General features: G+C 54.6%; 17 protein-coding genes. 15 read left to right on the forward strand and 2 right to left on the reverse strand.

All coding sequences use genetic code 11. The features are described 5' to 3' along the window. Positions 1–31: 31 nt before the first annotated feature. Complete coding sequence (locus tag EG028_RS08115) at positions 32–2,491, reverse strand: TonB-dependent receptor domain-containing protein (RefSeq protein WP_162946258.1); 2,460 nt, start codon at positions 2,489–2,491, stop codon at positions 32–34. 232 nt (positions 2,492–2,723) lie between these two features. Between EG028_RS08115 and EG028_RS08120 the strand changes: the two genes are divergently transcribed. The 5 genes from EG028_RS08120 to EG028_RS08140 all read left to right on the forward strand — a co-directional run bounded on the left by EG028_RS08120 (position 2,724) and on the right by EG028_RS08140 (position 9,252). Next, on the forward strand, positions 2,724–3,836 hold the full coding sequence (locus EG028_RS08120) for a sensor histidine kinase (RefSeq protein WP_241559056.1): 1,113 nt from the start codon (positions 2,724–2,726) through the stop codon (positions 3,834–3,836). A 22-nt stretch (positions 3,837–3,858) separates the two neighbouring features. Continuing rightward, entirely contained in the window at positions 3,859–4,593 is a 735-nt protein-coding gene (locus tag EG028_RS08125; RefSeq protein ID WP_120515098.1) for a LytR/AlgR family response regulator transcription factor, read from the forward strand. A 113-nt stretch (positions 4,594–4,706) separates the two neighbouring features. Further along, the gene (locus tag EG028_RS08130) at positions 4,707–5,525 is read left to right on the forward strand and encodes a CHRD domain-containing protein (RefSeq protein WP_120515099.1); all 819 of its coding nucleotides are present in this window, start codon (positions 4,707–4,709) and stop codon (positions 5,523–5,525) included. 415 nt (positions 5,526–5,940) lie between these two features. Continuing rightward, on the forward strand, positions 5,941–6,519 hold the full coding sequence (locus tag EG028_RS08135) for a pentapeptide repeat-containing protein (RefSeq protein ID WP_120515100.1): 579 nt from the start codon (positions 5,941–5,943) through the stop codon (positions 6,517–6,519). Positions 6,520–6,900: 381 nt separating this feature from the next. After that, the gene (locus EG028_RS08140) at positions 6,901–9,252 is read left to right on the forward strand and encodes an arylsulfatase (protein ID WP_120515173.1); all 2,352 of its coding nucleotides are present in this window, start codon (positions 6,901–6,903) and stop codon (positions 9,250–9,252) included. A gap of 269 nt (positions 9,253–9,521) precedes the next feature. On the opposite strand, the gene EG028_RS08145 is transcribed toward EG028_RS08140, so the two are convergent. Next, positions 9,522–10,322 carry an alpha/beta hydrolase gene (locus tag EG028_RS08145; protein WP_120515101.1) on the reverse strand — a complete coding sequence of 267 codons (801 nt, stop codon included), beginning with the start codon at positions 10,320–10,322 and terminating at the stop codon, positions 9,522–9,524. Between the two features lie 93 nt (positions 10,323–10,415). On the opposite strand from EG028_RS08145, the gene EG028_RS08150 reads away from it, so the two are divergent. From EG028_RS08150 to EG028_RS08195, 10 genes are all read left to right on the forward strand, one after another. Beyond that, entirely contained in the window at positions 10,416–11,006 is a 591-nt protein-coding gene (locus tag EG028_RS08150; protein ID WP_120515102.1) for an RNA polymerase sigma factor, read from the forward strand. A gap of 69 nt (positions 11,007–11,075) precedes the next feature. Beyond that, positions 11,076–12,014, forward strand: a complete 939-nt coding sequence (locus EG028_RS08155; RefSeq protein WP_120515103.1) for a FecR family protein — start codon at positions 11,076–11,078, stop codon at positions 12,012–12,014. An 82-nt stretch (positions 12,015–12,096) separates the two neighbouring features. After that, positions 12,097–15,501 (forward strand): TonB-dependent receptor, encoded by a 3,405-nt coding sequence (locus EG028_RS08160; protein WP_120515104.1) that lies wholly within the window; start codon positions 12,097–12,099, stop codon positions 15,499–15,501. Between the two features lie 5 nt (positions 15,502–15,506). Beyond that, on the forward strand, positions 15,507–17,300 hold the full coding sequence (locus EG028_RS08165) for a hypothetical protein (protein ID WP_120515105.1): 1,794 nt from the start codon (positions 15,507–15,509) through the stop codon (positions 17,298–17,300). Between the two features lie 6 nt (positions 17,301–17,306). Further along, entirely contained in the window at positions 17,307–17,504 is a 198-nt protein-coding gene (locus EG028_RS08170; RefSeq protein WP_120515106.1) for a hypothetical protein, read from the forward strand. A 108-nt stretch (positions 17,505–17,612) separates the two neighbouring features. Continuing rightward, positions 17,613–18,872: a hypothetical protein gene (locus tag EG028_RS08175; RefSeq protein WP_123864601.1), complete on the forward strand. Its 1,260-nt coding sequence runs from the start codon at positions 17,613–17,615 to the stop codon at positions 18,870–18,872. A 5-nt stretch (positions 18,873–18,877) separates the two neighbouring features. Then, a complete protein-coding gene (locus tag EG028_RS08180) occupies positions 18,878–19,897 on the forward strand; it encodes a fasciclin domain-containing protein (RefSeq protein ID WP_120515108.1) in 1,020 nt (339 codons plus the stop codon). A 5-nt stretch (positions 19,898–19,902) separates the two neighbouring features. Continuing rightward, on the forward strand, positions 19,903–21,129 hold the full coding sequence (locus EG028_RS08185; RefSeq protein WP_120515109.1) for a fasciclin domain-containing protein: 1,227 nt from the start codon (positions 19,903–19,905) through the stop codon (positions 21,127–21,129). A gap of 10 nt (positions 21,130–21,139) precedes the next feature. Beyond that, complete coding sequence (locus EG028_RS08190) at positions 21,140–22,162, forward strand: fasciclin domain-containing protein (protein ID WP_120515110.1); 1,023 nt, start codon at positions 21,140–21,142, stop codon at positions 22,160–22,162. A gap of 20 nt (positions 22,163–22,182) precedes the next feature. After that, entirely contained in the window at positions 22,183–23,181 is a 999-nt protein-coding gene (locus tag EG028_RS08195) for a fasciclin domain-containing protein (protein WP_120515111.1), read from the forward strand. Positions 23,182–23,207: the final 26 nt, after the last annotated feature.

A 23,207-nucleotide genomic window follows, 5' to 3' on the forward strand; every position in this document is an offset into this window, starting at 1 on the left:
ATGTCCATCTTCCCCCCGGTAAATAGGTACACTAATTCCTCACCCGCTCCCGTTCTTCCTTTGAGCCGGCGCCATCCGCCCTCCGCCCCTTCAGCCCGGTGCTGCCAAAGCTGCGCGAATAGGTCAGCTTCACGATCCGGGCGATGCCTGATTCCGTACTGAATGTCACCTTGCTGGAAAGGTCCAGGGCTTCTTCCGTCACCGTTCCGAAATAACTGGTGATACGAAGTGTTTTGAAGATGTCCGTAACGGACAACCGGAGGCTACCGCGGTTTTTTGTAAACTCTTTTTTTATACCCCCGTTCACCATACCGAAACCATCCGCTTTTTTTGAGCCGTCGTAAGCAGGCCCGTTGTACCAGCCGGACAGCTCCACGGAGAAACCGGCGGGCATCCTGAATGTTTCGGAGAAGTTCGCGGTGTAGCCCCAGAACGATCCGGTGGCGGGGTATTTTGTATGGCTCAGCTGAAACTTGCGCCAGCCGCCATTTACACTATAACTCATGCTCCACCATTTTGTGACGTTCACCGGGAGGTTCGCCTGTAAGGAAAAACTTTTGAAATAATGCATGTTGTGCGGGGACAGCACGAGGTAATCGCCGGTGAGGCTTTCGGAAAGCTGGTATCGGATGATGGGATCCCGGTCGTGGCTGTACACCAGGCTGAAAACATACCCTTTGTAATTGTAGCCGAGCTTGATATTGTCGGTGATCGTGGGCCGCAGGAGCGGGTTGCCGGTCTCCATGCCGGTAGGGTCTATATACACTACAAACGATGCGAGATCATTATAGGCCGGGCGGCTGATGCGTTTGGTATAAGATAATTGCAGGTCCGATGTTTCCTTCAGTTTCCAGCTGAGGAATATAGCCGGAAAAAGTTTCCCCAGCTTACGGTCCGCCACCACAGCGTCCTTTTCAGGGTCCCGCATCCGGGTGGAGGCGTACTCGTACCGCGCGCCCGCGTTCAGGCTGAGCTTTTTAAGCAGCTGTGCGTTCAGCGACAGATACACCGCGCCGATGCCTTCGTTCATCACGATATTGTTCGTAGCCGCGGCCCTGCCTACCCATTCGCCATCCACGAGGCTTTCTATGCCGGATGCGCTGCGCGTATGGGTATACGTGCCTTTTAACCCGGCTTCCAGCTTCAGTTTCCCGCTGATCTGCCGGCTATGGTCCATCTTCACCACACCCGCCTGAATGACGGAGCCGGACTCCCCCCGCTGCCAGGGAGAAAGTATAGTATCGTTCGGCCCGGGCGGGTTCCCGTACTGGTCCATCATGGTACTGTAGGCGGTGGTAGGAAAACGGTTCCTGTAATGCAGGTAATCCGCATCGATGCGCAGCTGCGATTTTTCGCTGATCTGCCGGTCCGCATACAGGGAGACGATGATGTTATTCCAGCGGTTATGGCCTTTTACATCGGCATCCAGCGAGATCACCTTCCCGTTTTCGATATGATAGGTGGCGTCGTTCCGCACACGTTGTTTCACATGGCTGCGGTTAAACGTGATGCCGCCACCAAAACTGAACCGGGGATCCAGCTTTGTATCAAAACCGATATTCAGGTTATGGCTCTGCTGTGTAGGTTTGATGGTGCTCAGGAAACCCGACCGGGATCTTCCGCCGAAGATGGGCACAATGTGATCCGAAGCGGAAAACCAGTTCATGTTCATGTTGTCGTAGTTGTAGGAATAGTTCCCGTACAGGCCCGTCCGGCGGACGTTCCGTGCAAAACCGGCGCTGGCGGCCGCTTTGCCGCCCCAGCCATAACCGCCGGTGAGGGAGATCTCCGCCTGGTCGCGGTTCCGTTTCAGTTGTATATTGATCACGCCCGCGCTGCCTTCCGCGTCGTACCGGGCGGGCGGGGTGTTCAGCAGTTCTATTTTTTCGATATCGTTCGCGCTCATGCCGCGCAGCATATTCACCAGCTGCTCCTGGCTCATGCGGATAAGCCGGCCGTTCAGCATCACCATCACCCCGCTTTTGCCGTTCAGGCCGATGCTGTTATTGCGCCGGTCTATGTACACGCCGGGGCTGCGCTCCAGTACTTCCAGTACGGAACTGCCTTTGGTAAGCACGCTGCTTTCCACGTTCACAATAGTGCCGTAGGGCTGCTGCAGGAATAGCGGCTTTTCTGCTCGGACGGTCACTTCGTCCAGCTGGCGGGCGGTTTCCTCCAATACAAAAATGCCGCCGTCCCTGCCCTGCCGCGAAAGCTCAAAAGGCGGGGTATCCGTGGTGACAAAACCGAGGCGGGAAAAACGGAGGATATATTTTCCGGGCGGTATGCCTGTGAAGCGGTAAAGGCCCGTTTCATCCGTCAATGCCGCTTTTACGAATACAGTATCCGCCGCGCGGAGCAGGTGGGCGTTGGCGAACGGAACGGGGGCGCCCCCGGGGGAATGGAGCCGGCCGGAGAGCAGGGTATCGGCAACCCCGCCGTGGGCGGAAGCGGATAATACCAGTAACAGGTAAAGGATGAAGGTTTTCATGACAGGGCGGTTTGTTTCCGTTACAAAACAAACCCGCCTCCGCCGCTCCCCAAAACGGGAATGACCACCCGCCGGGGTTAATTGACCAAATGCCGGGAATGCCCCAAAACAGCCCCAAATACCGCTTGTATACCAGCCCCGGCAGGTTGTCATTTATTTGGCGCGGATCGTATAGCGATGCGGCGCAAATGGCCAAATACGCAGTATCTTTAATAACATATACTTCCTCATCGTGCAAACCCAACCCGGGCCACACTGGCTGCTGAAATACAAACTCTATCACATCCCCTTCTGGTGTGTGTACCATTTCACATGGTGGTCCGTGGCCATGGGCAACCCGCTCAAAGCCGCCACCTCCATCATGGAGCCGCACAGTACCATCAAGTTCACGTTTTATGTCATTTTCCAGGCCATCGCCGTGTATGTGAACCTGTATTACCTGATCCCGAAGTATCTCGAAAAAAGCCGTTTCGCCGCTTATATTTCCCTGCTGCTGCTCACCGTCACCGGCGCTTCCGCCATGATCGTGACCGGTTATTACCTCGCGCCTTTCGTGACCGGCAAAACCATGAACGAGATCTTCGGGCACAACAACTGCCTGTTTTTCTTTTTCAGCAACGCCCTCCCCTCCACCCTGGCCAGTATGACGCTCGCCATGAGCATCAAACTCACCAAAAACTGGATACAGGCGAACCGCCGCCGTCAGCTGCTGGAAAAAGAGAACCTGGAGACGGAACTGAACTTCCTCAAGAACCAGATCAACCCGCATTTCCTGTTCAATACCATCAACTCCATTTTTTTCCTGATCCATAAAAACCCGGACAGGGCATCCGATTCACTGGCAAAGTTTTCCGAACTGCTGCGTTACCAGCTGTACGAGTGCAACGACAAGCAGATCCCGCTCAGCAAAGAGATCGACCACCTGGAGAATTGTATAGAACTGGAAAAGCTGCGGCTGAATGAAAACGTGGCGGTGAGCCTCAGCATAGAACCGCCTTTTGCGGAACATCTCAGCATCGCGCCTTTTATCCTGATGACCTTCGTGGAAAACGCCTTCAAACACGTATCGCGGCATACGGGCGAGGCGAACTGGATAAACATCCGCCTGCACCTGCGCGGGCAGCACCTGGACTTTACCGTGGGCAACAGCACCGACCACGCCGCAATGCCGCAGATGGGCGCGCATGGGGGCATCGGCCTGAAAAATGTACAACGGCGGCTGGACCTGATCTATCCCGGCAGGTATTCGCTGAACGTCCGCTCCGGCGCATCCGCCTACGAGGCAAACCTCCAGCTGGAACTGGCCGCGGCGGCGCAACCCGCCCTGCTGCAAAAGATCGGCTGATCATTTTTAAAACACCCGGAACATGATCAATTGTGTAATCATAGACGACGAACCGCTGGCCCGCGAAGGCATTGCGGATTACGTAAAGGAAGTTGACTTTCTCCATCTCGCCGGCACCTGCGAGAACCCGGTGGAGTATGTGAAGCTGCATGAAAACCAGCCGGTAGACCTGCTGTTCCTCGATATTCAAATGCCCAAGATCAATGGCATAGATTTCCTCAAAATGGCGAGGAACCCACCCATGGTGATCATCACCACGGCTTACCCCGCCTATGCACTGGAAGGTTTTCAGCTGAATGTGCTGGATTATCTCCTGAAGCCCGTTACCTTCGACCGTTTTTTCCGCTCCGCCGCCAAAGCCAAAGATTATTACCAGCTGCTGAACAAAAACACGGCTGGCCCGCAGCTGCCCGCCGAAAAAACAACCGACTACTGTTTTATCAAATGCGGCAGCAAATACGAGAAGATACATTTTGAAGATATCCTGTACGTGGAAGGCATGCAGAATTACATCAACATCTACACCACCAAAGGCAAATACGTGACCCTGCTGTATCTGAAGAACCTTGAGCAGAACCTGGAAGGGCATTCTTTCATCCGCGTGCACAAGTCGTACATCGTGTCCGTGAGCAAAATAGAAAGCATACACGGTAATGAGATCTTCATACAGTCCCACCGGGTTCCCATCAGCCGTCATTACCGCGAGCAGGTGCTCCAACAGGTGGTGATGAACAAACTCTGGGACAAATCCCGCTGACCCGGTTGCCGCCAATTCCCCTACTACTGTTGTTTCTCCGCCGGATTTTCCGGCCCCGGGGCAACCAAATTGGACTGATCATTGTATGATTAGTAAGAACAAAACCATTCGTTATGAGAAACAAACACGTAATTGGCATCACTGCCCTCCTGGTGGCCGGTTTTACTTCCTTCTCCTCCTGCAATAACGACGATGATGATGGCAACAACCCCATACTGTTGTTCGAGATCCCCCTCAGCACGAAACTGGAGAACCCCGCCCCGGCCGGCAGATCGGAAACCGGTTTGCTCACCATGCAGCTATACGCGGACAATACGCTCCGTTACAATTTTAAAGTAGATAACCTCGCCGGCGGAGATGCGCTGACGATGGCGCATTTCCATACAGGCGACCCTGTGACCAACGGGCCCATCGTCCTGCCTTTTCCCGCCTGGACGGGCAACACCAGCAGCGGCACCCTCACCCTGCGGCAATCGCTGGCGGACAGCCTGAAGAACCGCAGCAATGATATTTATTTCAATGTGCACTCCACCCAGCTCCCAGGCGGCCTCGTACGCGGCACCGTGAACAGCGACCTGCTGCTGGCGGAAACGGTGAACCTCTCCGGCGTCAATGAAGTGCCGCCCGTGGTGACCACCGCCACCGGCGTAGCGCTCATCCGCCTGACCGTGGACAGGAAATTGTATTCCAAAGTAACCGTGGCTAATCTTCCCGGCGGCGACGCGCTTACCATGGCGCACATCCACCGCGGGGCGGCTGGCGTGAACGGTGCGGTACTGGTGCCTTTATGCGCCACCGCGGCGGACTTCGGCATCTCCAAAATGACCCAGCTGGACGAGCCTACCGCCAGCGCCGTGAGAACGGAATCATTATACGTGAACGTACATTCCACCACCTGGCCGAACGGTGTGATACGCGGGCAGATGCGGTGATATTGTTTACTCTTTTTTCTCAAAAAAGGGGATAAATACGTTTATCCCTTTTTTATTGGTCCCAACCGTTAGTTAAAACTATGCACTTTTGTACAAGGGCTTTAGTAATGCAAGAAAATCTACCTCAGAACTGGCCTTGTTTGAGGCCTTGTTGTGAAAAGGTCGTCATTGCGAGGAGCAGCGGGGGATTTGTGCAGGAGCCGCGACGAAGCAATCTCCATATCTTGGAGTACTTCCATCCGATGCAGGAGATTGCTTCGTCGCCCCACCCACTTTAGCGCTGCTGCTCCTCGCAATGACGGGCTTTGGGCCAGCCCGGGGCACTAATGTGGAGGATCGGCACCGAAGCAGGGCTTTAGTCCGGATTCCAAACCTCTGCACTTTCAGTGCAGAGTATTTTATTTACCTTAACCGGATGGAAGAGCTATACAACGAAACTTTCACCAAAAAGGACTACACGCAGAACCCGCTGCCAAAGGGCGAATACGAGCAGTGCACTTTCGACGGCTGCAATTTTTCAGAGGCGGACCTTACCGGCTGCGTATTCCTGGAATGTGAGTTCAAAGGATGTAACCTGAGCCTGGCCAAACTCAGCAATACCGCTTTCAGGGAAGTGACTTTTAAAGACTGCAAAATGCTGGGCCTGCGGTTTGACCAGTGCAGTAAATTTCTCTTCCAGCTGAGCACGGACAACTGCAATTGCAACAGTGCTTCTTTCTTCCAGACCAAACTCACCAAAACCTCTTTCAAAAATACCCAGTTCCAGGAAGCGGACTTTTCCGAGTGCGACCTCAGCAGCACCCTGTTCGATCACTGCGACTTCAGCAACGCCACTTTCGACCATACGACATTGGAAAAAGCCGACCTGCGCACCTCTTTCAACTATTCCCTGGACCCTGAGCGCAACCGGATACAGCAGGCCAGATTTTCACTGTACGGCCTGCCGGGGTTGCTGGGTAAATATAATATCGAGGTAGACGAGCCCGGGAGCTAAAAACATACTATGTTTCTTCGGTGATCCTTCGGTGATCGTTCGGTCATCCTTCGGTGAAACACCCTCAAACCCGCACCACGACCGAACACAACCGAAGGATCACCGAAGGATGGCAGGAGGATGTCAGTAGGCTTGCCAGTCAAATGCAATACCACGGCCTTTCTACGACGGAACAATACCCTATTGGACAAGTAGGATATGACAGCGGCATTCCCGCAGCACTGGTACTATTTTAACATAAAACTATCCGGCACCCCCGTTTGTTATAATATCCGTCACCCCATACTCCCGGCATACATCATATGGCACTCGACGTTTTTTACCCCTTACCCGGCTACAGTACCGGCACAGGGGATTATTGCAACACTTAAAACGCCTGCCATGAGACAATTATCCGGATCCTTCTTTTCCTTCCTGCTGGTATGTACAACCCTGCACGCTTCCGCGCAGCAACAACCCGGTACGCCGGCAGTGCTGCCGCGGCCGGACTGGCATTTCCGGGGTTTTGAAGGCCGTACCTACCTGGATTCCGACCCCCCGCAATTCCCGCAGCCCGTACAGGCGCCCAAAGGCGCGCCCAATATCGTGCTGATCCTGCTGGACGATACCGGTTTCGGGCAGTATGCCACCTTTGGCGGCGGCGTACCTTCGCCCACCCTGGACAAACTCGCGGCCAACGGGCTCCGGTACAACCGCTTTCATACCACCGCCCTTTGCAGCCCTACCCGGGCGGCGCTGATTACCGGGCGCAACCATCATTCCGTTACTTTTGGCAGTATCACGGAAACCGCCACGGGTTACGACGGTTATACCTGTGTGTTGCCCAAAAGTTGCGGCACCGTGGCGGAAGTGCTGCGGCAAAACGGGTATATGACCGCATGGGTCGGCAAAAACCACAACACCCCGCCCTGGGAAACCAGCTCCGCCGGGCCATTTGACCGCTGGGCAAACGGCCTCGGCTTTGATTATTTCTACGGTTTTAATGCCGGCGATATGAACCACTGGAACCCCATCCTATACGAAAACCGCGACCTGGTACCTCCTTCCAAAGACCCCGATTATCATCTTACCGTGGACATTGCGGACAAAGCCATTGCCTGGACGAGAAGAATGAAAAGCATTTCCGCGGACAGGCCCTTTTTCCTCTACGTAGCGCCCGGCGCGAACCATTCTCCGCATCAGGCGCCGAAAGAATGGATCGACAAATTCAAAGGGAAATTTGACATGGGCTGGGACCAGTACCGCGAAGAAACCCTGCAACGGCAGAAAAGGCTGGGCGTGGTGCCCGCCAATACCAAACTCACCGCACGCTCCGCCGGCCTGCCCGCATGGAATACGCTGAACGCGGACCAGAAGAGGCTGTATGCGCATATGATGGAAGTGTTTGCCGGGTATGCGGCCCACGCGGATTACGAGATGGGCCGGGTGATAGACGCCATCAAAGAAATGCCCGGCGCGGACAACACCGTGTTTATTTACATCGTGGGAGACAATGGCGCCAGCGCGGAAGGCGGCATTGAAGGCTCCGTTAATGAAAACCTCTTTTTCAACGGCTTCCCGGAGAAATGGGAAGACAATATCAAAGTGATAGACGAGCTGGGCGGGCCCAAACATTATAACCACTTCCCGTCCGCCTGGGCGCACGCGATGAACACACCCTTTCAATGGACCAAACAGGTAGCGAGCCATTTCGGCGGCACACGCAACCCCATGATCATTTCCTGGCCCGCGAAGATCAAAGACAAGGGCGGGCTGCGTACACAGTTCGTGCACACGATAGACATCGTGCCCACTATTTACGAGATCTGCGGCATCACGCCACCGGATGCGCTGAACGGCGTTACCCAAAAACCCATTGAAGGGATCAGCATCGCTTATACATTCAACGACGCAAAAGCGAAAGAACAACACAATACACAATACTTTGAGCTGGGCGCCAGCCGTGGCATTTACAGCAACGGGTGGATGGCATCCTCCCCGTCGTTTATGCCCTGGCAAACCGTACGCACAGGGTATGATCCCGATAAAGCGAAATGGGAACTGTACAATGTAACGGATGACTATTCACAAGCCACCGACCTGTCTGCCAGCAACCCGCAAAAGCTGCGCGAAATGCAGGACCTCTGGTGGGTGGAAGCCGCCAAATACAATGTGCTGCCGCTGGACTGGAGGGCGGTGGAGCGCCTGAATGATGAAGCGATGGGCAGGCCCAGCATAACGGGCGACCGCACTTCCTTTGTGTATTACCCCGGCCAGCTGGCCCTGCCCAATGGCGCCGCGCCGCGCATCCTGAACAAGTCCTGGACGTTGACAGCAGACATAGAGACCAGTGGTGCCGGCACGGAAGGCATGATCGTTACCCATGGCGGACTGGTAGGCGGGTACGGGCTTTACCTGAAAGAGGGCAAACCCACCTTTGTATACAACTTCCTGGCGCTGGAACGGCTGAGCATGAGCGGTAATGAGCCGTTGCCACAGGGGAAATCCGTCATCACCATCAATTTTAAATATGACGGCAAAAAAGGCGAGTTCGGAAAAGGCGCGGAAGTGACGATGCTGGTGAACGGGAAAAAGGTAGCGGAAGAAAAACTGCCAAAGACCATTCCGATGCAAATTTCCCTGGGCGAAGGCCTGGACATCGGCATGGATAATGGTTCCGCTGTGGACTTCACTTATAAGCTGCCGTTTGCATTCACGGGAAAGATTGAGAAAGTGGCGATACAGTTGAAATGACGTATTACTATTACTGCCGTCCTCCCGCAACGGGAGGACGGGAAAAATCTAATACAGAACTGGCCTTGTTTGGGGCGTCGTTGTGAAAAGATCGTCATTGCGAGGAGCAGCGGGGATTTGTGCAGGAGCCGCGACGAAGCAATCTCCTGATATTGGCGTACATCCATCCGATGCAGGAGATTGCTTCGTCGCCCCTCCCACCTGGCTCAACTGCTCCTCGCAATGACGAGGCTGTTATTTTCCTCTAGCGTTGCTTACAGACGCAATAACTATTTCTTCCTGATCTCCTTCAGCATCAGGGGAAACGCACCCCTTGGCATATCGCCGTGGCCGTAGCCGTCCAGCTCGTAGAGATACGTGCGTTTATGGCCTTTGAGTTTCATCATGCGGGCGAAGTAGGCATTCTCTTCATAACGCCCGAGCATTTCCATTTCGCGGTCGCCGGTATAGAGGTAGAGCGGCGGTGCGTCTGCCCGTACGTGATAGAGCGGCGCGTATTCGTCGATGACGGGTTGTGTGTCCGGGATGCCTTTTTCGTGGCGGACCGTAAAGTGAGTGATGGCCTGTGTGCTGAAAGAATACAAGGCGGCGATACGGTTGGCATCGATGTTATATTTCCCCAGCCACTGTTTATCCAGCCCGATCATACAGGAGAGATAAGCGCCCGCGGAATGGCCGGATACGTAGATCCTGCCCGTATCCCCGCCGAGGGCGGCCGCATGTTTAAATGCCCATGCCACGGCGGCGGCGGCGTCTTCAATATACGCGGGGCTGGTTACTTTGGGGCTCAGCCGGTAGTTGGCCGCGATCACGATCACATGTTGTTTTTTCAGCTCAGCCGGGATGGATTTATTGCCGCCGGTGATGCCCCCGCCGTGGAACCATACCACTACCGGCGCGTTCTCCGCTTTGGCGGGGTAATATACATCCAGGCGGCAGCGCTCTTTCATATAGTCCGTTTGTTCCCCCACGCGGTAAGGGATATTGTCTTTCTGGATATACGTGGCGGTATCCTGTGAAAACGCGGAGATGCTGGTTATCAGCAATAAAAACAGGGCATAGTGTTTCATGTACCAGGTGTTAGGGTACAAAGAAAATGAATTAACGTAAAATTCACCCTGCTTTATAGTCCGTTTTCCTATTTTGGCTCACATTTCTTATCCATGAATTATGCAATCCTGACTACTGAAGAGCTGATGGAGGTGGTGCGTGGTGGGGACGGGCAGGCGTTCGACGAGTTGTATAACCGGTTCTGGGAACAATGTTACATTTTTGCGTTCAGGCGGCTGAAGAACCGCGATGACGCTAAAGATGTGGTGCAGAACGTATTTGTTACCCTCTGGCACAAAAAGGATAAACTGACCGTGAACGTCAATGCGGAAGCATACCTTTTTACCATGGTGCGCAATGAAACCCTGCGTTGCATCTCCCGGGCCATCAAAGACCGCCGCCGTGAAGAAGAAATGGAACAACTGCTGCAACCCGTGCTGGACGAGCTGCTGGACCCTTATCAGAAAGAAATACTCCTGAAACTGCTCAGCGAAGAAGTACGCCTGCTGCCGGACCGCATGCAGCAGGTATTCCGTATGAACATGGAAGAGAACCTGAACACCACTGAAATTGCCCAACGGCTCAGTCTTTCGGAACAAACCGTCAGGAACACGCTGAACGCGGCGCTGAAAAAGCTGCGCGTTAAAATGAAAGAAGCCGTTCTCCTCATCGTTATGCTCATAGAAGCCGGGCAGATGAAGTAACATTAAGTTAACACACCCGCACTGGTTAAACCCGCCTGCCGCTGCTCATATAAGCAGAAACAAGGCTCAATGAACATACAGCACTTCAAAAGGATCATAGACCGCTTTCTGCAGGGCGATGCCGGGCAGGAAGAGGAACAGCTTATCCGCCAGTGGTTTGCCGCCACGGATAAAGAACCCGTTACGCTGGGCGATGAAGAGCGCAAAGCCCTCGCCGGGGAGATCAAACTGGCGGTGGACGGGCGCATTGGCATCACCCGCCCCGCCAGAGTAATAAGAATGCGCCGCCTGCTGCGTTACGCGGCCATCTTCGCGGTGCCGGTGCTGGGCCTCAGTGTGTATTTAATCGTGCAATACCGGCATACAACAGATACATATGCTTTCCTTCATTTCGAAGCCCCGGCCGGCGAAATGAGAAAGATCACCCTGTCCGACAGTTCCATGATCTATTTATTCCCCGGCACCCGCCTGGATGTGCCCGACCGTTACGGTGAAACGTCCCGCAGTGTGAAAGTAGCCGGCAGAGCCTTCTTTGACGTGAGGCAAAACGTGGGCAAAGTGTTTGAGGTACAGTCCGGCAAGCTGACCACTACGGTACTGGGCACCTCCTTTGAAGTAAAAGAAGGCGCGGACAAACTGATCGTATCCGTACGCACGGGCAAGGTACGCGTGCATTACGGCGCGCGCCTGCTGTCCGACATTACGGCGGGGGACCGCCTGGTGATGGACACCGCCGGCAAAGGTTATGTGCTGGAGCACTGGCAGGGGAAAAATGCCTTCAACTGGATCAGCGGCGGATTATCGTTCCGGCAAACACCGCTGCATGAAGCCCTGGACCTGATGGCCGACTGGTATAAAGTAAAAATGATCATCAGAAATACAGACCTGGAAAAAGAGAAAGTAACAGCCAACCTGGAGGGGCAAACGCTGGAAGCAGCTATGACAGTCCTTTCGCAGACGGTAAAATTCAGATACGAACATAACGGGAACCAGATCGTCATTTATTAAACCGGAAAAATAAACATTCCTATACGGGCAGCGGCATACCTGCTCATGGCCATGCCATGCCCATCACTGTAAATTATAGACTATGCATCATGGGTTACACACAAGGTTATTATTATTGATTTTGCTGGCCCTCACCGCAGTCCCCTCCTTTGCGCAAAACAGGGGAAAAACATTCAGCCTGGGGAAAAACAATCTCAGCGCCCGCGAGCTGATCGCCCTGCTGGAAAAACAAGGGAATATCCGCTTTACCTATAAGGATGCCGTTGCGGCGCGGCTGGAGCAAAACCTGCAACTACCCGCCAGCAGCATCCGGCTGGAAGATGCGCTGAACTACCTGCGCATCTCCGCCGGCATCAGCACGGAGCAGAACGGGGATTACGTGATACTCGGCGTGGCCGGCGACCCCGTGACCGTAAAAGGGAAGGTAACCGATGCAAAAGGCACACCGCTCCCCGGGGTCACCATCAAGATCAAAGGCACGAACACCGGCGCTATGAGCGATGCCAACGGGCAGTTCAGCATCAAGGCGCCTTCCGCGCAGGCAGTATTGTCCTTATCCTTTATGGGATATAAACCCAGGGAAGTGAGAGCCGGCACCGGCGCGGCCCTTAGCATCGTATTGCAGGAAAGTTATACGCAGCTGGGCGAAGTACAGGTTACCGCCACGAACAGGACCAATACCGAAGCCGCCGTATTAAACGAACGTAAAAATTCAGGTGTGGTGCAGGATGCCATCTCCGCCGCGCAAATGACCAAAAGCGCCAGCATTACCACCGTGCAGGCGTTGCAAAGGGTCACAGCCGTGACCGTGACGGACGATAAATACGTAGCCATCCGTGGCCTCGGGGACCGCAGCGTGATCGCCACGCTGAACGGCGCAAGGCTGTCGTCCGCGGACCCGGACCGCAGCGTGGTGCCGCTGGACATCGTACCGGCCGGCCTGCTGGACAACATCACCGTGTACAAAACCCTCTCGCCGGACCGCCCCGCGGATGCCTCGGCCGGTATCATAGAGCTGAAGACAAGATCCATACCTGACAGCCTCACGCTGGAGTTTACCGCGCAGACAGGTTTTAATACAAACATCGGGCTGAACGGCAAATACAACGGCTTCTACAACGACAGGCTCGGTTTCTGGGGGCAGCATGTAAAAGACCACGATCTGCCGGCGGACTTCCTGGCGCTGAAAGACCAGTATCCCGGCGGTCTGGTGCAGATACAGGAAATGTTTATCCAGAGCCGCAACAACCCCGCGCTGGCCGCCGAATCCTACCGCATCAGCACCATTATGCAACGGTTCGAGCCGGTGCTCACCACTTCCTACAAAAACGCCAGTCCGAACCAGGTGTACAATATCGGTTTCGGCAATATGTATAAACTGCGCAACGGCCATAAACTGGGCGTGGTGCTGAACGGCAGTTATTACCAGCGCACGGAGGACATTTACCAGGCCACGCGCAACCAGTACAGCCTCTTCCAGGGCATCGTAACCGGCAATAAGAACATCTTCAACCAGCTGGCCATTCCCAATTTCATTACGCCCGCTTACCCGCGCCTGGGCAACTACCTCTCATATAAGGAGAACATCGGTAAAAAGACCTTAAACTACGGTTTACTGGCCGGCCTCACCTACCGTTTCAACGCAAGGCACATCGTGCAGGCGCAGGTAGTGGGCAGCCGGGGGGCTGAAACACAAGCCAGCAACCTCACCGGTTCGTGGCGGAATACGGGAATGGAATTCCCGGTATACAACGTGATCAACCAGCTGCGTATGTCCCAGCGCACGTTCGACACCTACAACCTGCAGGGCGAGCACAAGATCCTGGAACAGAGCTGGAGCCCCCGCCTCACCTACAACCTGAGCACTTCGCGCAGCACGCAGAACGATCCGGACTTCCGCTCCACCAATCTCGCCAACCTGCGCACCCTCCGTTATGCGGACCCCGGGGGCGTAGGCATCGGTGAAGACACCTATGCATTTGTAACCGGTATGGTGCATGGCGTGGGCGATGACTATTCCAGCATTATGGTGGCGGACCCCAACGGCCGCCAGTTCCGCAAGCTCACCGAGCGCAACTACAACGGCAAGGCCGACCTTACGCAGCCTTTTAAAATAGGCGGCGCCGAGCAGGTACTCAAGTTCGGCTTCAACTACCTGAAACGCGAACGCGACTTCACCACCAATATCCTGGGCCTGCCCTCCACCAGCCTTGGCGGCGGCAGTGCAGACCTGCTGAACCAGGTGGGCGGGAACATCAACGAACTCATCTCTCCAAAATATGTGGGCCTGCAGGATCCCGGCACTTACGACGAAGAAGGCAAGCCCCGCGTAGGCGGTTTCCTCTACCAGATCCGCAAATCGCCCAATAACTACACCGGCACCTACGAAACACGCGCATTCTACGGCATGATAGACACCCGCTTTTTACAGCACTTCCGTTTCGTGGGCGGCGTAAGGTTCGAATCTACCGACATCAAAACGCTGGTAGACACCAATAACATTTTCATTCCGCTGAACATCAGCGCCACCAGCGGCTACACCGGGGACGCGCTGCGTTACAGCACGCTGAACCCGCGCAACCGTTACGTGGAGGACTACAAACCTTTCTATTCCCTGAACCTTACCTACTCCCCGAAGGAAAGCATGAATTTCAGGTTTGGCTACAGCACTTCGCTGGCGCGGCCGGAGATCAGGGAGCTGATCAATATCTATGAATACGACCCCTTCCAGTTCGCCGTGGTAGGCGGCAACCCGGACCTGAAGAACCAGTTCACCCGCAGCTTCGACTTCCGCTGGGAATGGTTCCCGACGCGTGGTGAAGTGATCTCCGCTTCCGCCTTCGGTAAGATCATCGAGAACCAGCTGCAGCGTGTGTTCTTCTACCGCTCGCCCGGCAACCAGAGCACCGCGCCTGAATTCCCGCTGATCGTGTTCGAGAACGACCCGAACGATGGCCGCGTGTATGGCATAGAGCTGGAGATAAGGCACAACCTGGGCCGCTACTGGAGCCCGCTGAAACCGGTATTTTTTGGAGCCAACGCAATGCTGGCCTACAGCGAGATCGACAAAAACCCGGCAAGGCTGGAAGCCGCCCGCATCAACGACCGCCGCTCTCCCGCGAAAAGCCCCGTGTTTGAACAGGCGCCCTATTCCGTGAATGCCTATATCGATTTCGAACACGAGCGGTCCGGCACCAACATTACCGCCAGCTTCAACATCGTGGGCGCAAGACTGATACAGGTGCAGATGGACGGCACACCGGACCTGTACGACAGGCCCGTACCCGTGCTAGACCTCGTATTCAGCAAACATCTCGGCAAACGATGGCTGGTAAGAGGTTTCGGGAAAAATATCCTGAACCCGGACTTCAAACAGGTATATACCAACCCCGGCAACAACGGGAAATACCATGGCACCACCTACATCTACCGGCAGTATAAAAAAGGCTCGGAAGTATCACTGGGTATTACTTACAAATTATTCTGATCCACATGCATATACAGACCATCAAACGGAAAATAGCCACCATCCTGCTTTTGGCACTGGTTTCCATGAGCGCCTGCCTGAAAGAAAAAAAGGACAATCTCATTGAGCCGCTGGACGTTTTGCAGAAATCCAATTCATCCATCCGCATGTTTAACCTGACAGGCGGCCCCGTGGATGTGATGATCAACAACATCCCGCTCACCTCTTTCAACAACTCCGGTGGCGCCACCCCGCTGGGGCTGAGCATCTTCCCATCCGGCAAATGGAACTCAGCCGAGAACGGCAGCCCGTTCACCATCATGAACGGCCTGCTGGACAAGAACGGAAAAGCGCACCTGGTGCTCACCGCCGGAACAATATTAAATGAAGACACGGTGCTGCAGAACGACATCACGCAACCGCGCGATTATTACCTGCTGCCGGACGGGAGCATGAAGATACTGGCCCGGCAGAACATACCGCCTTCCAGGCCCGAGAATTTCAGGATCAGGATCATCAACATGGGCGACGAAAACGATGCGCTTGGCCTGGGCGCCCCGCTCTCCCTCACCTGGGCGGACGGCAGCGCGGTAAGCCCTGAGCTGCAAAACATTGCCTCCAATACCAGTTCTGAATATGTGGAGATCCCATATGGGTCATACCAGTTCAAGCTGTTTACCGGCACCGGCGCGGGCGTCAATGTGATCAAACAACTGGCGGAACTGCCGCTGAATGCGCTGTTTGACGGTTGCAACCCCGACGCCGTGATACCCCAAACGGGCCTCCTGCCCAGGGTGCGCACTTTCAAGCCCGGCGGCGTGTACAGCATCGTGGTGAGCAGCGGCGCGATCACCTTCTGGGATTGTTACAGGTTCTCGAGACTCGGGAAGATGGTCAACTCTTACCGCATTGTGACCGAGCTGGACCCTGGCGTGAACCATTCCTATGCACGCATGCACGCCCTGAACGCTATGCCCGGCAAACAGGTACGGGTAAGGGTGGATGGCGCTTTCTTGAGCGAAAGCCCTATGCCCTACCTCGGATCGCTGCCTTACAATGAAACCGTAAACGCCGATTATAAAATATTCGTACAAGGCGAGCATACCGTGCAGGCCGTGGATGAAAAAGGCACCGTGCTGGCGGAACAATCGCTGCGGCTCTATCCGTACGACAATTACACCATCTGGGTGAACGAACGGCCTGACGGCAAACCGGGATTGTTATTTTCCGCCAACGACATGACCTCCACCCTGTATGCATCCAACTATAACAACGGCCAGTTTCCTGACGACGGCACCAGCGGCACTCCCCGGCGCGTCAATTTCCCGTACGCCTGGCAAAGCCGGTTCCTGAACCTGAGCCCGGACCTGCCTTATGCCACCTTCACCAATGACCAGTCGTTGTTCCAGACGGCGCCGGTGTATGCCGACAGCTTACGGTACTCCTCCGCTTACGTGAACATCGCATCCGGCGTGCTGCCGGAGCGGAATGCTTCCATTCTTTACACCATTCCGGCTAAAAATGAATTTACCTACTTCGGCGCGGAACCGATCTATGAAATGGATATCACGCCTTCGTTCATCAGGGTTTTCAGGAGCCGCCCCGGCAACCCCGGTGAAATACCCGGTGAATGGCTGAAGCAGGTAGCCCCGCTGGATGCGAAAAAAGCATTCATCGCAAACCCGCAACTGTATGTCAGCGGCGGAATGACTCCGAGAGTGGAAACCGGCATTTATTCCATCGCGCTCGTAGGCCGTACCTACAATTCCTCCGGTGGAGATGACAAAGCAAAACTGGTGGTCATCAAGCATAATAAATAAAATATCATGACTATCCGATTGTTTATACAGATACAGGAAAAAGGCCATGGTTGCGAAAAGCCCGTCATTGCGAGGAGCCGCGGGGATTTTATGCAGGAGCCGCGACGAAGCAATCTCCAGATACTGGAGTACCTCACTTCAATGAAAGATTGCTTCGTCGCCCCTCCCACTTTGGCCCTGCTGCTTCTCGCAATGACGGCTTAGCTGGGCAACGTTGGCTCATCTTAAAAATTTCATTTAAAATATTAACGGATGAACCCGAGCATTAATGCGAGGCTCCATCCGGCAAATAAAAAAATAAATCATTATCGGATGAAAGCGATATATTCTTTACTGGTCCTGTGCGCAGTGATGACGGCGGGGTGTATGAAATACGAAGAAGCGCCGCTGGTGGAAAGCCCTTCCTACATCAGGGTGTACAACAACCTGCCCCAGATCGGCAACGCCCTGTACGCCGGGCAGGCCACCCCTTTCCTGACCCTGCTCGTAGACCCGGAAACGGATGGGCAGGGGGTGCCTTCGGACGCGGGCATCGTGGGGGACTTCCTTGCCACCCGGCAGCTCTTCAGCCTGTCTTACCCCATCAACGCCGCGAACAATGATATTTCCGGCTCGGTGTTGAACGGCAGGGGCGGCTCCACTGCTTCGCTGCTCCCTTCCAACTACGAGTATCCCGGCAATGCGCATGTGCTCACCGCGCCCGCCATCAACGGCTTCGATCTTTCCGCGTGGGCGCAGATACCTTCCGGCAAACACCGCATCATGTTCATCGTGCGGCCGCAGAATAATACGCCGTTCAAAAACCTGAGCGCTTTAATACGCGGCAATATACTTATAGACACCACGGTAGAACTGGCGCGGGGCGAAGTATACACCCTGCACGCGGTGGCGCGCGACCTGGATGAAAAGAAATACGGATTGTATATACGCCGGGAAAGTTTTGTGCATGAAACGTTCGATGAGAACAAGATCTACACGGGCTTTGTAAACCTTTCCGGCAATATGCCGAAAGCGATCGGCGCGGGTTACGGCAACGTATATCCGGACAGGCCCGCCATTTACTGCACCTATTATATGCCTTCTGTGGTCAGCAACTCCAACGGCCCCCAGCTAAACATCCTGAAAGGATACGATAAAACCTATTTCACCACCCTGCGGCAAAATATGGATACGGTCATCCATTACCTGGAACTGCCTATGTTGCCAAGGGATTCTTTTTTCCTGCAAAACGTGATCAAAGAATACGCGCCGGATGGCGCTATCGTCCAGGGCGGCCCGCTCAACCCCTCCGGCAGGGGCATTGGCACATTACCTTCGTTCGCGTTTCATTTCGCGGACGCAGCCAACCCCACCCGCTTGACAACCCTGTTCTCCGCGGCTAACCCCCGTACGTTCAACAACTTCGACCCGGTCAACAGCGCGGCAACGAGCTTTACGCCCAACCTGAACCTTATCGTGAACAGCAACAATGTGAACCGGCTGTACTCCACCCTGAACATCATGGAGATCGTGTATGACCGTGTGTACCTGATGCAGGTACAACGCGGCTTTAACACGGTGCCTTTAAACTGATAATCATGAAAGCATACCAGACTTTAATCACCATTTGCCTCCTGCTCAGCGCAGGCTGCATTAAAATGGAAGACGACGCGCCCGTTAAGGTGGAACGCCAGCTGGGAGTGATCCTGCAAAACAACTACGCCTTCAGCATGTTCTACAGCGCCCTGCAACGCACCGGGCTGGACACAGTGACCACTTCGCAGGAACAATACACGCTACTGGCCCCGGACAATGACGCCTTTATCCTTTCCGGCATAGATGAGGACAGCCTGCGGCGTATGAGCGATGCGGCGCTGAAACAGCTCATCGGTTATCACATCATCAAAGGGAACTACCCTTTTTCAAGCCTGCCGCAGACCATCGACTTTCCTTTCACTTCACTTGAGGGTACCGTACTATATGCCTCCGTACCCATGGCACCCAATTCCTGGGAACCGTCAAGGATCCATTTCAACGGCCTCAATGTAAAAAAACTGGACATCATGGCGGCCAATGGCGTGATACACGCCATGGAGAGAGTGTTGCGCTACCCCGCTCCCACCGTAAAACAATGGCTGGAAAATGCGCCCCGGTACAGCCGCTTCGCCGCCTCGCTGAGAAAGTTCGGCCTGCTGGACACCCTTGCCGGTACCGGTCCCTTCGTGGTGCTGGCGCTGCCCAACGAAGTGTTTGACCGCTATGGCATTGACGATGCCATGCTCGAAACAATCGACACCACCACTTATAAAAAACTGCTGTTCAACAACTACACGCTCAGCCCGAGAAGGTTCTTCTGGTCCGACCTCGGTGACGCACCCATTTCCCAATATGGTGCGGGCGTGATGCCCCCGGTGTTCCTGCAACCCGACGCTGTGCTGGAATACACATTCGAAGGGTTCAGGGTATTCCCCTACAATTTCAAGGAACTGCAACAGCTTGGCTGGTGGGAATATGGGGAGCCGGTAAAAGACAGCGACACGGACTATCCCGCGCTGAACGGCGTGGTGCACGGCGTTAGCGGCGTACTCGTTTATCCTGACAGTGCAAGAATAAATTAAAACTTATGAGAACAATATCTTTTATCATACTGATGACGGGCCTGCTGGGCGCAGCATCCTGCCTGAAGCCTTCCGATTCGGACATGCAGGTATCCCTTCCCATACCCCACTCCGGCACGGACATACACGAAGTGCTGGCACAGCAGCCGGGGCTGGCGTTGTACAACCAGGCTTATACACGGCTGGGCATAGACAAGGAAATGGACCACAATAAGGGTTATACGATCTTTGCCGTGAAAGACGCGGGCATGATAGCCGCGGGGCTTACCGCCGAAAAGATCAGCAGCCTGCCACTGGATTCGCTGGCCAAACTGATCCGGTATCACAATCTGTCCGGCGCGCTGGATGACAATGCGATCCTCAGTGCCGCGTTCACCCTCATTACGTCCACACTCCGGCAGGACACCGTTCCCTACCGAGACCACTACGAGCAGCTCGTGCTGCCGCGGCTGTACATTTCGGGCAATGACAAACTTTACCTGAACGATTATCCTGTATCCGCGCTGCCTTCCGCCATCAAAGCGGCGAACGGATACATCTACGCAGTAGACAGCCTCGTGCAGCCGCCGGCGGCGCGTACGGTACTGGAGATCGTGGACGAAGACCCTGAACTGAGCCTGTACCGCTTCGCGCTCAACCTGCGGGACAGCCTCTTCCGCGATCCGGTAGAGGCATGGGGCTATTTTGATGATCTCACCTGCTCCGACACCTTTTTCTTCGCCACCGCCTTCAATCAATATGGCCAGGCGATGACACATAAGCCCACCGTCCTTGCGCCTACCAATGACGCATTCCGTGCCGCGGGGCTGCATACGGAAGAAGACATCCGCAACTTCGCGCTCAGCGTGCCCATGGAAGTATATATTGACTACAACACCTACATGATGTACATCAATTATTCACCCCTGGATTCCATCCTGAAGCGGCACATTATATACAACGAAGAACTGATCAACCAGGCGAGGCTCCCGCTGCTGTACTACGACCTGGCGAAACCCGCTTTCAGCAGCAGCGCTTTAAACGTCTATAAGCGGGGCATCAGCTTCTTTGGCCCGCTGTCCTACAAAAAGGAAACCTACAAATTGCAATTTTCCGTTTCAAACGGCGACCTGAAGGTGCGGTACAACCCAGGCCCCGGTGGAGTGGCCAACATCATCCGCCAGCCCGGCAACAAAGGCATCGGGATAAACGGGGCGGTGTACAAAACGGATCAACTTTTTAAACCGCAATAAACTCAACAGGATGAAGATCAGATCAACACTGCTGTACTTCGCAGGCATCTGCCTGCTGGCCTGCGGCTGCAATAAAGATAAAAACGGCAAAACCGCGCCGGACCCTTCCTATACCAGCCGCATACCCTTTGTGCTGCAGGACAATTTCACTTTCGATGTATTATGGGCTGCTTTGAACTATGCGGACATGCAGGACTCCCTTTTGCAGGAAGGCCCTTATACCCTGCTGGCGGCGCATAACGATGCTTTCGCGCTGTTTAATCAAACATCCAACGATCCCGCCCGCTTCACTTATTTCATAACCTATAACAAGGCCAGGCAGCTGATGCAATACAGCATCCTTTCCGGCATATTGTCCACAAAGGCGATGCCCCTGCAGGAAAACAAAGCCTATCTCACCCACCTCGGCACAAATGTGTACATCAGCAAATACCTGCAAAACGGCGATACGATTGTAACCATGAACGGAATCCGCCTGAAGAGCCTGGACAATCCTGCCTCTAACGGACTGATACAGGTATTGTCCGAACTGCCGAACGTGGAGAATTTCCCTTCGCTGGTCACGGCCGTGCGGAGCGACACCTCACTCTCCCTTTTTTCAGCCGCTATGAAACACAGCGGGCTGACGGATTCGCTGGACGGTGCAAAAGACGCGTACACCCTGCTGCCGCCAATCAACAGGGCATGTATGTCTTCAGGCACTGTACTGGCTTCCATGGAACGCATATCGCAGTCAACGCCCGAAGAACTGAAAACGCTGCTGCGGTATCATATCATCAAAGGGCGGTATTTCACCAGCGATCTTTTCCGCGCGGTAGCGGCCGACCCTTCCGGCATCACGATGCAGGACGGCGGCAAGGTCGGGATCGGCGGCAGCCCCACCGGGTTCAACAGCATCCGGTTCACCGGCACGGGCAACGATGGTATGGCCGCGGGTATACCGCCTTTCCCGTATCAGCGTTTCGATCTCAACTCCAACATACCCGCCGGCAACGGCGTGATGCATAAAATAGACCGGGTATTGATCCCCTGACCCATTTAAAAAGATCAGACATGACTATATACAAACATACACTGATGCTGTGCCTGCTGCTTTTCTGCGCAGCCGCCTGCACCCGTAAAACGGAATTGCTCTCCAACAGGCCGCAACCCGTTATGCAGGATTACCTTGCCACACAGCCCGAACTTTCGCTGTTTGGCAAGGCGCTGAAAAAGGCCGGTCTTGACAAAGACATCCGGCTGCAATCCGGCGGACCTTTCACCTTTTTTGTACCGGTAGACAGCGCCATGATCCGTGCCGGCTTTACCGAACAGGTTATCAATAATTACGACGCGGACAAACTGGCGAAAATCCTCCGGTACCACATCCTCAACGGAAGGCTGAGTTCTACCACGCTGGTAGGCAATTACACACAGGATGCCTTTTCACTGGAACCCGGCCGCCTGCCCAAAGTGAGCCGCAACTTCCACGGCATATTCCTGAACGGCATCACCGTGACCACACCAAACGTGGAACTGGGAGACGGTGTACTGCATAAGATGAACGGCATATCCCTTTTACCCGGCCTGGATGCGTACGACCTGTTACAACAACATCCCGACCTCACCTTCATGGCATATTTCGTGCGCCACACGGACGGCTGGGAAGAACGGCTGCGGGAGCCTGATACCCTCCGGTGGAAAGGCAACGGTCTTGAGCGCGGCTTCACTTTCCTGGCGCCGACAGACGAGGCATTCAGGGAAGAAGGTTACAATACCCCGGAAGAACTGATGCAGGAAGATCCTGTATATGTGCGCAATCTGCTGGGCTTCTACCTGATAGGCGGCCGCTGGTTCATATCGGACTGGCTGGACGGCGTGGAATTATCAGGTTACCGGCGCCCGGCGCTCTATGCGCTAAGCACCAATCCCATGGGGTATTTTATACAGGCAGGCGGTCTCACCTTCAAGACGCATTACAACCTGAATGTGCCGCGCATCATCCACAGCGACATCATGGCGGACAACGGCGTACTGCATATCGTAGATAAAGTGATTAAAGCAGGTATCTGAGCAATATGATTACTGGAACGACAAAC

The sequence above is a fragment of the Chitinophaga barathri genome, assembly GCF_003807585.1.
Taxonomy (GTDB): domain Bacteria; phylum Bacteroidota; class Bacteroidia; order Chitinophagales; family Chitinophagaceae; genus Chitinophaga; species Chitinophaga barathri.

What these genes read in the sequence shown, in the direction of transcription:
- EG028_RS08135 (WP_120515100.1), top strand. Translation starts at nt 5,941, where the DNA reads ATGGAAGAGCTATACAACGAAACTTTCACCAAAAAGGACTACACGCAG.
- EG028_RS08155 (WP_120515103.1), top strand. Translation starts at nt 11,076, where the DNA reads ATGAACATACAGCACTTCAAAAGGATCATAGACCGCTTTCTGCAGGGC.
- EG028_RS08190 (WP_120515110.1), top strand. Translation starts at nt 21,140, where the DNA reads ATGAAGATCAGATCAACACTGCTGTACTTCGCAGGCATCTGCCTGCTG.
- EG028_RS08185 (WP_120515109.1), top strand. Translation starts at nt 19,903, where the DNA reads ATGAGAACAATATCTTTTATCATACTGATGACGGGCCTGCTGGGCGCA.
- EG028_RS08115 (WP_162946258.1), bottom strand. Translation starts at nt 2,491, where the DNA reads ATGAAAACCTTCATCCTTTACCTGTTACTGGTATTATCCGCTTCCGCC.
- EG028_RS08145 (WP_120515101.1), bottom strand. Translation starts at nt 10,322, where the DNA reads ATGAAACACTATGCCCTGTTTTTATTGCTGATAACCAGCATCTCCGCG.
- EG028_RS08170 (WP_120515106.1), top strand. Translation starts at nt 17,307, where the DNA reads ATGACTATCCGATTGTTTATACAGATACAGGAAAAAGGCCATGGTTGC.
- EG028_RS08160 (WP_120515104.1), top strand. Translation starts at nt 12,097, where the DNA reads ATGCATCATGGGTTACACACAAGGTTATTATTATTGATTTTGCTGGCC.
- EG028_RS08130 (WP_120515099.1), top strand. Translation starts at nt 4,707, where the DNA reads ATGAGAAACAAACACGTAATTGGCATCACTGCCCTCCTGGTGGCCGGT.
- EG028_RS08125 (WP_120515098.1), top strand. Translation starts at nt 3,859, where the DNA reads ATGATCAATTGTGTAATCATAGACGACGAACCGCTGGCCCGCGAAGGC.
- EG028_RS08165 (WP_120515105.1), top strand. Translation starts at nt 15,507, where the DNA reads ATGCATATACAGACCATCAAACGGAAAATAGCCACCATCCTGCTTTTG.
- EG028_RS08175 (WP_123864601.1), top strand. Translation starts at nt 17,613, where the DNA reads ATGAAAGCGATATATTCTTTACTGGTCCTGTGCGCAGTGATGACGGCG.
- EG028_RS08150 (WP_120515102.1), top strand. Translation starts at nt 10,416, where the DNA reads ATGAATTATGCAATCCTGACTACTGAAGAGCTGATGGAGGTGGTGCGT.
- EG028_RS08140 (WP_120515173.1), top strand. Translation starts at nt 6,901, where the DNA reads ATGAGACAATTATCCGGATCCTTCTTTTCCTTCCTGCTGGTATGTACA.
- EG028_RS08195 (WP_120515111.1), top strand. Translation starts at nt 22,183, where the DNA reads ATGACTATATACAAACATACACTGATGCTGTGCCTGCTGCTTTTCTGC.
- EG028_RS08180 (WP_120515108.1), top strand. Translation starts at nt 18,878, where the DNA reads ATGAAAGCATACCAGACTTTAATCACCATTTGCCTCCTGCTCAGCGCA.